Source organism: Candidatus Proelusimicrobium excrementi (assembly GCF_937881865.1).
In the GTDB taxonomy this organism is placed as follows: Bacteria; Elusimicrobiota; Elusimicrobia; order Elusimicrobiales; family Elusimicrobiaceae; genus Proelusimicrobium; species Proelusimicrobium excrementi.
In genome coordinates, this window is record NZ_CALGEO010000154.1 from 1 (window position 1) to 12,443 (window position 12,443).

Annotated in this window: 10 protein-coding genes; 3 read left to right on the forward strand and 7 right to left on the reverse strand. The window is 47.3% G+C overall.

From position 1 onward, the window contains the following. The 3 genes from ACQY26_RS06890 to ptsP all read right to left on the reverse strand — a co-directional run. The coding region (locus ACQY26_RS06890) for a 6-phosphogluconolactonase (protein WP_428048405.1) at positions 1 to 443 on the reverse strand (443 nt) is incomplete at its 3' end. Between the two features lie 2 nt (positions 444 to 445). Continuing rightward, positions 446 to 1,924, reverse strand: coding sequence for an N-acetylglucosamine-specific PTS transporter subunit IIBC (gene nagE, locus ACQY26_RS06895; protein WP_428048406.1), 1,479 nt, complete (start codon positions 1,922 to 1,924; stop codon positions 446 to 448). A gap of 9 nt (positions 1,925 to 1,933) precedes the next feature. After that, positions 1,934 to 4,426, reverse strand: coding sequence for a phosphoenolpyruvate--protein phosphotransferase (gene ptsP, locus ACQY26_RS06900; protein WP_428048407.1), 2,493 nt, complete (start codon positions 4,424 to 4,426; stop codon positions 1,934 to 1,936). A gap of 164 nt (positions 4,427 to 4,590) precedes the next feature. Between ptsP and ACQY26_RS06905 the strand changes: the two genes are divergently transcribed. After that, positions 4,591 to 5,961, forward strand: coding sequence for a peptide MFS transporter (locus tag ACQY26_RS06905; RefSeq protein ID WP_428048408.1), 1,371 nt, complete (start codon positions 4,591 to 4,593; stop codon positions 5,959 to 5,961). A gap of 161 nt (positions 5,962 to 6,122) precedes the next feature. Here the strand turns inward: ACQY26_RS06905 and ACQY26_RS06910 are convergent, their stop codons facing one another. From ACQY26_RS06910 to gatC, 3 genes are read right to left on the reverse strand one after another with little or no spacing between them, the layout of a single operon-like run. Continuing rightward, positions 6,123 to 6,611 carry an NUDIX hydrolase gene (locus ACQY26_RS06910; protein ID WP_428048409.1) on the reverse strand — a complete coding sequence of 163 codons (489 nt, stop codon included), beginning with the start codon at positions 6,609 to 6,611 and terminating at the stop codon, positions 6,123 to 6,125. A 2-nt stretch (positions 6,612 to 6,613) separates the two neighbouring features. Next, positions 6,614 to 8,005, reverse strand: a complete 1,392-nt coding sequence (gatA, locus tag ACQY26_RS06915) for an Asp-tRNA(Asn)/Glu-tRNA(Gln) amidotransferase subunit GatA (RefSeq protein ID WP_428048410.1) — start codon at positions 8,003 to 8,005, stop codon at positions 6,614 to 6,616. A 2-nt stretch (positions 8,006 to 8,007) separates the two neighbouring features. Next, positions 8,008 to 8,286 (reverse strand): Asp-tRNA(Asn)/Glu-tRNA(Gln) amidotransferase subunit GatC, encoded by a 279-nt coding sequence (gene gatC / locus ACQY26_RS06920; protein WP_428048411.1) that lies wholly within the window; start codon positions 8,284 to 8,286, stop codon positions 8,008 to 8,010. A 69-nt stretch (positions 8,287 to 8,355) separates the two neighbouring features. Here gatC and ACQY26_RS06925 point away from each other — a divergent pair, with 69 nt between their 5' ends. Continuing rightward, a complete protein-coding gene (locus tag ACQY26_RS06925; protein ID WP_428048412.1) occupies positions 8,356 to 10,014 on the forward strand; it encodes a DUF2339 domain-containing protein in 1,659 nt (552 codons plus the stop codon). Between the two features lie 37 nt (positions 10,015 to 10,051). Next, entirely contained in the window at positions 10,052 to 10,462 is a 411-nt protein-coding gene (locus ACQY26_RS06930; protein WP_428048413.1) for a DUF2339 domain-containing protein, read from the forward strand. Positions 10,463 to 10,539: 77 nt separating this feature from the next. On the opposite strand, the gene ACQY26_RS06935 is transcribed toward ACQY26_RS06930, so the two are convergent. Beyond that, positions 10,540 to 12,443, reverse strand: a 1,904-nt coding sequence (locus tag ACQY26_RS06935) for an ATP-dependent helicase (protein ID WP_428048414.1), incomplete at its 5' end; no start/stop codon positions are given.

Consider the following 12,443-nt stretch of genomic DNA (forward strand, 5'->3'; position numbering starts at 1 on the left):
TCAAAAGGAGTGCCGGCCTCGTTAAAAGCTATATGCCCGTTGCGGCCTACGCCGCCCAGAAATATGTCTATTCCGCCGAAGCTTTCTATTTTTTTATCGTATTCCGAACCGGCTTTCTCCAAATCCGCGGCGTAGACATCCGGGAAGTGTATATTTGAAGGTTCTATATCCACCAAATCAAAAAGGCGGCTGTTCATATAACTGCGGTAACTTTCCGCGGAACCGCGCTCAAGGCCTATATATTCATCCAGATTGAAAGTTACAACTTCCCTGAAGCTGACTTCCCCTTTGGCGTAAAATTCAACCAAATGGGCGTAAAAACTTTCCATTGTGCCGCCGGTAGGCAGGCCCAAAACCAGTTTGCCGCCGGCTTGGTTAATGCGGAGCTTCACATAACTCGCCGCTATTAAGCCTATATCGCTTTCGCTGTCTATAATCCTCATTATTATTCCCCCTGTTTAAGCAAAGCCTTTATTTCATCTGATATCATATCCGCTTCCGGCCCTATAATTACCTGAACGTGCCCGGCCATTTTATTAATCACTCCGCGCGCGCCGGCCTTTTTTAGGATATCTTCTTTTACCAAAGAGTTGTCGTTGATATCAACGCGCAGCCTTGTGGCGCAGGCCCCTAAAACTTTTATATTGCTTTCTCCGCCCAGGCCCGCCAAATAAAGTTCGGCCCTGGAAGCGTTTTTCGGTTCCACGGCGGAGCCTTTATCCTCGGCGGATTTTTCTTCCGGCAAAGATTCCTCTTTTTTAGGCTCCGGCAAAACTTCCGCCTGAGCGGGTTTGTCTTCCCGCCCCGGAGTGGCAAGATTCCATTTTCTTATCACAAAACGGAACAAAAAGAAGTATACAACCGAGTAGCCGAGCCCAACCGGGATAAGCAAAAGCGGATTTGTGCTTATGCCGTAATTTAATAAATAGTCTATCAACCCGGCCGAAAAAGTAAAGCCCAGTTTGACGTTTAAAACATTCATCAAAACCATGCTGAGCCCGGTAAGAACGGAGTGTAAAACATAAAGAGGAAAAGCCAAAAACATAAAAGCGAACTCTATAGGTTCGGTTATGCCGGTTAAGAAAGAAGTCAAAGCCAAAGAAAGCAAAATGCCGGCGGCGGCTTTTCTGTTTTCTTTATAAGCCTCGGTTATCATTGCGGCGGCTGCGGCGGGCAAACCCAACATCATTATCGGGAAGAAACCCGCCATAAACGCCCCGGCGGAAGCATCACCCGCAAAGAAGCGGGTTAAATCCCCGTGAGAGATAACTTCCACGCCCTTTTCTATAACCTGATAATCCCCGAACTGGAACCAAACCAAAGTGTTAAGCACGTGATGAAGGCCCAAAGGCAGAAGCAACCTGTTTGCAAGACCGTAGCCGAACAAACCCGCATTGCCGGAACCTATAATCCACCCGCCGAAAGTTTTTATGGCGTTTTGTATCGGCGGCCACAGGAAACTTAAAACCACGGCCAAAACCAAGGCGGTAAAACCCGTTACAATCGGGACGAAACGCCTCCCCCCGAAAAACGCCAAATAAGAAGGCAGTTTTACGTCTTTAAACCTGTTGTACAAAATGCCGGAAATAACGCCGATTAAAATCCCGCCGAAGACGCCCATATCCACATTAGGGTCAAATTCTTTAAGGGCGGCGGTCAGCACTATATAGCCGACAAACGCCGATATGGCCGCCGCGCCGTGCGACTCTTTTGCAAACCCGACCGCCACGCCGAGCGCGAATATCAAAGGCAGATTGTTGAAAACCGCCTGCCCCGCGGCCGACATAAAGGCTATGTTAAGCAAATCCTGCTGACCCAAACGCAGCAAAAGGCCCGCTATCGGCAAGACGGCTATGGGCAGCATTAAAGACTTGCCCAGTTTAACAAAGAAAGATCCAACGTCCAATACAATTTGTTTTAACATGAAATCTCCTTATAATTTAAAAGTTTCTTTCAGCATGGAGCGGACTTCTTTCGCTTCCGCCATATTTAAAGCTTTTAAAGCCGCAGCGCGGCAGGTTTCAACATCCAAACTTCTTATAAGATGTTTAACTTCCGCTATAAGCGCGCCGGAAACGCTTAAACTCCTCAGGCCAAGGCCGATTAAAAGAGGCACGGCCTGAATATCGCTTGCCGCCGCGCCACATAAACCTACGGGAATGCCTGCGTTTTTGCCGGCTTCGCAGGTATTATAAATAAGCTTAAGCACCGCGGGAGTAAGAGTATCCGCCTTCGCGCTAAGCCCGCAGCTGCCCCTGTCTATGGCAAGTACGTACTGCGTCAAATCATTGGTGCCCAAAGACATAAAATCCACATAACCGGCGAAGATATTTGCCATAACGGCCGCGCTGGGCACTTCCACCATAATGCCGATTTTGGCTTCTTTTATGCCCAGCTTGCCCTGCTCTTCTTTGATAACGGCTTTATAAGTTTGTATTTCTTCCACGAAAGTTATCATCGGCAGCATTATTTTTGCGACGCCGGAGGGCCGAACCCTCAAAATCGCGCGGACCTGCGTGCGAAAAAGTTCCGGCGACAGGCAATAATTCCTTACGCCGCGCAGGCCGACTATCGGGTTTTCCTCCTTAGGAAGAGGGAAAAACGGCAAGGGTTTGTCTCCGCCTACGTCAAAAGTTCTTATTATTACGCTTTTGCCTTTTTGGCTGTCCGCTATTTTTTGATAAATTTGATATTGTTCTTCCTCGGAGGGAGCTCTCCTGAAAGAAGAAAATAAAAATTCGCTTCGCACCAAGCCCAAACCGTCCGCGCCGAAAGACGCGGCCTTTTCTGCTTCTTCCGTATTGCCGATATTCCCTTTGACTTCAATCAAAACGCCGTCTTTTGTTAATGCAGGATCAAAAGCCGAGGCAAGGGCCCGCGCGCGGTTTTCCTCCCTTTCGCGCTGCTGCGCCTTTACGGCTTCGATATTAACGGGATTTACGGTAATTCGTCCTTTTGCGGAGTTCAAAATTATTACGCTTTCTTCCGGTATGTCAAGCGCGGCCGGCCCGGCGGCTATGACGGAAGGCAGGCTGACGTTTTTAAGCATAATGGCTATATGTGAAGTCTGCGATCCGCCGGACATTATTAAACCTTTTACATTTTCCCCCAAAAGGGAGAGTTCGCCGGAAAGGAGCTCGTCTGTTATAAGAATCGTGTCCGGCGGGAAAGAAAACCTGTTATTCTCGCAGCCGAGAAGTTCGCAAAGAACGCGGCTTTCCATATCTTTGTAATCGGCTTTGCGCTCCCTAAGCAAAACGCTGTTGGTGCTTTCCAAAATCTCAACGCTTTTTAATACGGCCTTTTGCCAAGCGAAAGCCGCGCTTTTGCCCTGTGAAATAAACTCATCGCAGACGGAGGAGAGGAAAGGATCTTCAATCATCATAAGATGCGCCTGTAAAATTTCCTTCCTGTTCAAATTGGCCCCGCAGGCGGAAATTTCCGCGCGGATTTTTTCCTTTACGGTCCGCACCGCTCCCAAAAGTTTTGCTTTTTCCTCTTGAGCGTTTCCCGCGGTTTCGCAAACTTTAAGTTCGGCCCTTTTTAAAAAACGCGCTTTGCCTATAACGATTCCCGGATAAACGCCTTGTGCGTTTAATTCGGTTTCCCCTTTAAAATCCGGCTTGGCGGAAGAACTTATGTTTGCCCCGTATGCAAAGCCGCCCAACTTCGGCGAGGCCGCAGGCATAACGGCGTTTAAAGCTTCCTCGGCATTGGGGCCTTTGGCGGAAAATTCAACTTCGTCGCCGCAATTCACGCCCAAACTTAAAATTTCCACCATGCTTTTGGCATTGGCCGTTTTGCCCTGTTTGCTTATGGATATGGAAACGTTTTCAAAAGTGTTGGCCGTTTTTGCTATCGCGGCCGCAGGGCGTGCGTGAAGGCCGTCCTTGGCGGAGATTACGGTTTTCTTTTTTATCTCGGTGAAATTCCCCTCGGCGGGCTTTGAAATTTTGGGGGCGGGAACATTTTTAATTCTAAAAAGTTCATCCCCGGCTTTGACTTCCTGCGACGAAGTTATTTCAAGCTCGGCCCCCTGCGGTTCGGCGGCAAGCACTATAACCGCCGCGCTGGGCGCGTTTTGCGTTATATATTCTTTGTCAAATTCTATAAGAGCTTCGCCTTTTTTTACTTCATCGCCGGCGGAACGCAAAGCCTTAAAGCCCTTGCCGTTTAAAGCGACGGTTTCCACGCCTATGTGTATAAGAATTTCCACGCCGGAATTTTCCAAAACCAAAGCGTGCAAAGCTTTGTGTAAAGTTTTAATTTTGCCGTCAAAAGGAGCTTTGACGACGTTTGAAACGGGATCCAAAGCCGCGCCGGGGCCCAAAAAGCCCTGCGCGAAAGCTTCGTCCGGGACGGAAGAAAGAGGCTGAACCTTACCATCGACGGGACTGCTTACGGCAAAACTGTCTTTATCCTGCATGCGGTTCTCCTTACAAGGAACTTAAGTTTATTAAACATTATTGCCTTAATATTGTAAAGACTGAGAATAGCCCCTATATTTTTTGTATAATTTAAGTTGATTAAAAAAACGGGATCCTCCTCCCGCGCGATGTTTTTATTCTGAAGTATTAAAGGAGAATGCTAATGACAGACAGTGAAGTAAAACACAATCTTACCAAAAGAGGCCAGCCTAAAGCATTGTATATGCTTTTCATGGTCGAAATGTGGGAAAGATTCAACTACTACGGTATGAGGGCGCTGCTTGTATATTTTATGACGAGCGCTATAATAGGATTCAGCGATCCTCAGGCCTTCAAAATATACGGTTGGTTTACTGCTTTAGTTTACCTTACGCCCGTACTTGGCGGCTGGATAGCCGATAAATATATTGGCAAAAGGCACTCTATTACAATAGGCGCAATCTTAATGGCTTTGGGCCAGTTTACCCTTGCTTCATACGGTTTCGTACCCGCCAGAATCGCTTTGTTTGCAGGTTTGGTGCTCATCATTATGGGCAACGGCTTTTTTAAACCGAATATCTCAAGCATAGTCGGCGAACTTTATGAGCCGAACGACCCCAGAAGGGACGCTGGTTTTACCATTTTCTACATGGGTATCAACGTCGGCGCTTTCATAGCCCCGTTTATTACCGGCTACGTCGGTGAAGTTACCGCCACCTCCCCCGCTTGGGTACAATGGAGATGGGGTTTTATAGCTGCGGGCATCGGTATGATTATCGGCCTTATTTGGTACCTTGCCACCCAAAACAGATTTTTGGGCGATATCGGTCTTTATACCGTTTCCCAGCATAAAACCGAAGCCGCTATTGAAGAAGACAAACCTTTAACCGAAGAGGATAAAGACAAAATCAAAGCTGTGTTCACCTTTACGTTTATAGCGATATTCTTCTTTGCTTTCTTTGAGCAGGCCGGCTCCTCTTTAAGCAAATTCGCGCAGACTTCAATCCGCCTGCCGGTATTGACTTTGCCTTTCATCGGCAAACTTATTGAGGTTAAGGCTTCTTGGTTCCAGTCCATCAACCCTATCGCGGTAGTGATTTTGGCCCCGCTGTTCGCCAAAATGTGGATTAATTTGGGCAAGAAAAACAAAGAACCTTCCATCCCCGTAAAATTCGGTTTGGGCGTTTTTATAACCGGTTTCGGCTTTTTGGTTTTGGCCATAGGTTCCATGTTCCTGGCCTCCGGCCCGATTAATATGTTCTGGCTGGTGGCTTTGTATATCATTCACACCTGCGGCGAACTTTGTCTGTCCCCCGTCGGTTTGTCTATGGTAACCAAACTCGCACCCGCAAAATTAATGTCCCTGTTGATGGGCGTATGGCTTACGGCCTCCTTCTTCGGGAACTTGATGGGCGGATATTTTGCGACTTTATCCTCCTCTTTAAGCTCTATGGTGGTATTCTTTGCGATACCTGCCGTAATACTTATGGTATTCGGCATATTCGTTTGGATATTCTCCGGCAAGATAAAGAGCTGGATGCACGGCGTAAATTAATATCGTCGCCGATTTTAAAAGCCCGCTTTACGGCGGGCTTTTTTATTGTCTGAATTTTCCGTGCGGGCCGGATTCCGCCGTTAATCCGGCGTGGCTGAAAATATCTTAAGCGTAAAAAGCCCCTCTTTTGAAGAGGGGCTTTTTAACAGAATAAAATAATGTTATTCTTCCGAATCGGGCTCTAAATCGCAGTCGGACTCTTGGTTTACCGCACCCAAATGCCTTTGGCTTTGCAGGGCAAAGGCATGCTCCCTTTCTATAATATCAAGGAGCCTTAAATCGCTTGGATACTCAACCATTTCCTTGGCTTTGCTCAGCGAAACCCAGTTTATCGCAAGAATTTCGGAAGGGTCATGCTTGCCTATGCGGCCGAGCTTCTTCATTAAATACCATTGAACGACTTTTTTGACGTATTTCCCTTTAAGGGTAAAGGCGTAACGCACTTTAAGCATGGGCCTTAAAATGCTGGCTTTATATCCCGTTTCCTCAAGAACTTCCCTTAAAGCGGCTTGGCGCGGAGTTTCGCCGGGCTCTATATGGCCTTTGGGAAAAGTCCATATTTTGCGTCCTTTCATGCTTTTTACCTGCACAAGCAGAACTTTGCTGCCTTCCAGCATTACTCCGCCGCAGGAAAACTCCGGTACCACCATAATTATTTCTCCAAAAGTTTGGCCAAAGCGTAAAGCTTGGCTTCGTCAAAAAAGTTGCCGTACAGCTGCAGTCCTATCGGCAAGCCTTTAGAATCTTTGCCGTAAGGAAAGCTTAAAGCCGGAACGCCGGCGATATTGGCCGGGGCTGTATATAAGTCTGAAAGATATAAAGAAATCAAATCTTCCGCCTTCTCCCCGATTTTAAAAGCCGTATTCGGCGTAGCGGGCATAAGCACCGCGTCAACCTGCTTAAAAGCCTGAACAAAATCGTTTTTAATAAGGTTTCTTACCTTCTGGGCTTTAAGATAATAATCTTCCGCATGCGCGCTGCCCAAGGAAAACGTGCCGAGCATTATTCTGCGTTTTACTTCCGGGCCGAATTCCGCTCTGTCCTTAAGGTAGGAATCTTCCAAATCCCCGGCGGAATTATCTTTGTAGCCGTAGCGCAGACCGTCAAAACGCGCCAAATTGCTGCTGGCTTCGCTGCTTGTTAAAATATAATAACAAGGGGAAGCGTATTTGGCGTAGGGCAATGAAATTTCCTCAAAAATAATCCCTTTTGCGGAAAGATCCGCTTTGGCAGCTTCCAAGACGGCCAAAATTTCCGGATTAAGATTTTCCAAAAAGTCTGAAGGTATGCCGATACGCAGGCCTTCGGTTTTAACTTCTTCGGGTTTAAAAGCCGGGTTGTTCGCGCTGGTGGAATCTTTTGCGTCATGGCCGGAAAGCACTTCCAGCAAGAGGGCGTTATCTTCCAAATCTGCGGTTAAAGGCCCGATTTGATCCGCGCTTGAAGCAAAAGCCACCAGCCCGTATCTTGATACGGAACCGTATGTCGGTTTAATGCCGTAAATGCCGCAAAAGGCCGCCGGCTGACGTATTGAGCCGCCGGTATCGCTGCCCAAAGCCATATCAACCATGCCGGAAGCCACCGCCGCCGCACTGCCGCCGCTGCTGCCGCCGGGTACGCGTTCCAAATCAAGCGGGTTCTTTACGGGGCCGAAAGCGGAATTTTCGTTAGAGGAGCCCATGGCGAACTCGTCCATATTCGTGCGGCCGATTATTATTGCGTCTTCCTTAAGCAAATGCTCCACGACCGTGGCGTTATAAGGAGCTTTATAATTTTCCAGCATTTTTGAAGCGCAGGACGCTATATGCCCTTTATAAAGGATATTATCCTTCAAGGCCACGCATACGCCGGCCAATCTGCCGCGGGTTTCGGGCGATTTGGCGTCTACGGCGCGGGCCTGAGCGAGGGCGGAATCCTCAAAAATTTCCAAAAAAGCGTTAAGTTTTGGATTAAGTTCTTTAATTTTTAAAATACGATTTTTTACAAGTTCTTCCGCTTTAAGTTCCCCTGAGCGGACTTTTGCTGCCGTTTCGCTTGCGTTCATAATTATAAAACCTTTTTAACTCTTAAATTGCCGCCGTCTTTGTCGTTGAAAGCGGATACTATATCTTCCGCACAGGAACAAACATGAGGGGTGTCTTCCCTCAAAGGCGCGGAGGCGGAATATTCCGCTGAGGCCTGCGGCGCGGAAGTGTCCACGCTTTGCAGCTGGGCCACCCAATCTAAGACGGCCGACATCTGCTTTGAATAAAGCGCGGCTTCCTCCCCGGTTATGTTAAATTTGGCCAATTTGGCGGTTTTTTTAATTTCTTCCAAGTTTATCATATTAATCATTTTACCAATTTTATAATGTAAAATATATTGGTATATAAAACACGGCCCAAGGAGGGAAATATGACGTTTTTACTGGTGCTCATCGCCATTATATTAAGCATAGTCGCGCTTTCCAGACAATCGGGATTTGATTACAGAATACAAAAGCTGGAAAGACAATTAAAGGAACTTTCCGCGCCCCAAAATAAACCCTCCGATGAGAAAGCTTTAAAAGAAGCCGTAACGGCTGAACCCGGGCCTAAAGCACAGCCCCAGCCCGCCGAAGAAGCATCTGCGGCGGTTCCAGCTCCGGAACAAAAACAAGAAGAAGTAAATACCCCGACCGCGCCTCAGCCTGAACCCGCACCGGCAAAACCCGCAAATATAGCGCAGATATTCTCTTGGATAGGCGGAGTTTTATTGGTGTTAGGCGCTTTATTTACATTCTCCTACCTTATACAAAAGGGCTATATTACCATGCCTTTGATACTTTCCATGTCGGCTTTAATCGGCGTTTTGCTTACCGCCGTCGGCGTAATTATTAAAGATGAAAACGTACAGACGACGGCCTCGACTTTATGCGCCGCGGGCTTAAGCGTTTGTTTTATAACCGCTTTCGTCGCTTACTCTTTCTTCAATCTTATCCCGGCCGAAGCCGCTTTCGCTTTTATGGCTTTAACGGCTTTTGCCTCCTTTGCGGTATCATTTATCAAAGACAGAAAATTTATCAGCATACTTGCGCTTATAGCCGCTTTTCTGACGCCGCTGCTGCTTTCTTCTTCCGAAAATAAATATATTTTCTTATTCTCTTATATCTTTGCCGTAAATCTGCCGGCGGCCGCGATAGCGGTAAAAAAAGGCTGGAACAGCCTTATATGGACGGCCCTGCCGCTGACTTTTATCTTCCAGCTGTTTTTTGCCTTGGCGGAACCTTCAAGCCAATATCTTTATGTTATTTTCGCCCTTTACGCTCTTGCCGCGGCAGGTGCGGCGTCAGTACCCGCGTTGAAAATAAAGGAAAGTTCCTGCACGGCTTTCGGCCTTTTTGCGGCTTTGCAGATACTCGCTTTAAGCTTATGCATGACAAACGCAAATCTCATCCCCCTCTTTTGCGCGGCGGCCTTTGTTACGTTGGTGATATTTATTTTTGACTTTATACGCAAAAGCCGGTTTTCACTCGGCGCGAGTGCGGCAGGCTGGGTGATATTTTACATTTGCTATCTGCTTAAATATTCCCCCGCGCCGGAAGCGGGCTTTGCGGCTTTGGGAATTTTTGCGGCTTTCTATCTTTATCCTTTTGTTCTTAACAAACACTTTAAAGACGGCGGATCGCAATGGCTGGCCGCGGCGAGCGTTTCTTTGGCGGCGTTTATGCCGGTTTATACAAACTTAGGCAAAATATATTTCAAAGAAGCTTTAGGCATGGTTCCGGCGTTTTTTACATTATGTTATCTTTTACCGGCGATTTCTTTCTTAGATAAAGAAGAATTTAAAAAGACGAAAGCCGTTTTTACCGCAGCCGCGGTTGTTTTTTCGGCCGTGATTTTGCCGGTTCAGTTTACGGGGAAATGGCTGACGCTTCTGCTTTCCGTATATGCCGCCGCGCTTTGCTGGCTTAATTCAAAAAACGAAAACAAAGCTTTTACATTAATTGCTAAATTGGTTTTTGCGGCGGTGTTTATCAGATTGGTTCTCAATCCGGCTTTGTACGAATACTGCGTAGGCGGGGCAAATATTTAATTGGTATTTGCTGGTTTTCGGGGCGGCATCGGCCTCAATGCTGGCGGGAGCGCATTTCTGCGGAGAAAAAGAAGACAGCTTTAAATCTCTTTTAAAAGCCGGGGCGGCGGTTTTGCTCTTTGCTTTAATGAATATCGAAATAGCTCATTATTTTGCCGAAGACGGGAAACTGCACTTTAATTTTTCGGGCGAGTTCGCCGAAGCCGTAACTTATACTCTGGCATGGGCTTTATACGGCGCGGCCGCGTGTGCGGTATCGTTCTTCAACAAAAGCAAAATGCTGGGCAAGTGCGGAGTTATAATAATCTGCGCCGCGCTGGTAAAACTTGCGCTTACGGATTTGTGGAAGCTTGATACGCTTTACAGAATATGCGGCGTATTCGGCATGGCCGTTTTATTGATAGCCGTGGCTTTTATGTTTCAAAAATACAATAAAACGGCAGAGTAAACACATCACTTTTTGAAACAAAAATTTAGGCAAAAAAATTCCCCGACGTCTTCGGGGAATTTTTATTTTTATCTTTATTACAGCCGCTCAAGCGGGGCGTATTTTAATATAAATACTCTCTTGGTTCCGTTGCCGAAGACAACCGTAATTTTGGCATTGTCGCCGGAACCCGATATCGCCGTAACTTTACCTTGGCCGAATACTCCGTGTTTTACCAAACTGCCGACGCCGATACCGCCTTCCGTCTTTGGAGAGGGAGCCTCCTGCCGGGCGGGTTCTGGTTTGGCGAAAGCCGGGGCAAACTTTTTGAAAGTTTCCTGATAGTTATCCGAGTTGTCGTAAGAAACGCTGTTGTTCAAAGTCCAGCGATTGTAACCGCCGGAATGATATCTTTCGCGCGGATTTATTTCCGTACGTTCCATAGGGCCGGTGTAAGAGGCCGGCTCCAAAAGTTCGCTGTCAAACAAAAATCTTGAAGCCAAATTTTGATAAGTCTTGCCAAACAATCTCCTGGTGGAGGCGTAAGTCATATACAAATATTTTTTGGCTCTCGTCATGGCTACATAGCAAAGGCGGCGTTCCTCTTCCATATCGTCATCGTCCTTGCCGTTTAAGGGGAAAAGCCCCTCCTCCAGCCCGGTTACGAATACCGCCGGGAACTCCAAGCCTTTCGCCAAGTGGACCGTCATCAAGGTTACCGCGCCGTTTAACGAGCCGCTTACTTCCTCCGCCCCGCTGATTAAAGAAACTTCCTGCAAATATCCCGAAAGGGAAGGTTCTGTTTCTTCCTTGACGCAGCGTTCTTCGTAATCTTTTACCGCGCCGGCAAGTTCGCCTATGTTGCGAAGACGGTTCTCCGCGTCGGGATCCTTTTCAATTTCCGCGCGCAAGGCCTGCTCATAGCCGGAGCGTTCTATTAACTTGGAAAATAGCTCGCTGGGGGTGCTGAGCGTCATTTCAAGATACAGGCTTTCAAACAAATCCATAAACTCGCGCGCAGCGCGGCGGGCGACGGGTTTAAGAGTGTCAATAAATTCCTGTTCTTTTAAAGCTTTATAAAGGGATATATCTTTCTGCGCGGCATAAGCGGTTAAAGAATCCTGCGCGCTCTGCCCGAAGCCCCTCTTCGGCGTATTGATTACACGCAAAAGGCTTACGGTGTCATTGGGGTTTACCAATAATTTGGCGTAAGAAAGAACGTCTTTAATTTCTTTCCTGTCATAAAACTTTACCGCGCCGATAAGTTTATAAGGCATTTGATAGCGGCGGAAAGTGTCTTCAAAATTTCTTGACTGCGCGTTGGTGCGGTAAAAGACGGCGACGTCGTTTAAGTTTATGCCGTCCTCTTCCACCATAGTTTGTATCTGATTGCAAACCCAGCGGGCTTCCTCGCCCTCGCTGGCAAGCTCCCTCACGGTTATGGGTTCCCCGGAAAGAACATTGCTGTAAAGGGTCTTCTCCCTGCGGTTCTTATTCTTGCGGATAAGTTTATTGGAAGCGTCCAAAATAATCTGAGTGGAACGGTAATTGCGCTCCAAAGTGATGACTTTGGCGTCTTTAAAATCTCTTTCAAATTCCATAATATTGCGGATATTGGCTCCGCGCCAGGAATAAATGGATTGGTCCGGATCGCCCACCACGCATAAATTGCGGTGCTTGGCGGCCAAAGCTTTGGTAAGAGTATACTGAGTATGATTCGTATCCTGATATTCGTCCACAAGAACATACTTAAAGAAATCTTGGTAATAAGCCAAGACGTCCGGGTTGGTTTTGAAAAGCTCCACCACTTTCATCAGCAAATCGCCGAAGTCCAACGCGCCCGCCGCGGTAAGTTTGCGCTGATAGCGTTTATAGACTTCCGCCGCCTGTATCCTGCGGGGATTATTGCTTGCGTGAGCGTGCACGAAAAACGATTCCGGGTCCAGCATATCGTCTTTGGCGCGGGAAATTGTGGAAACGTAATAATTTACTTCCTTTTTAG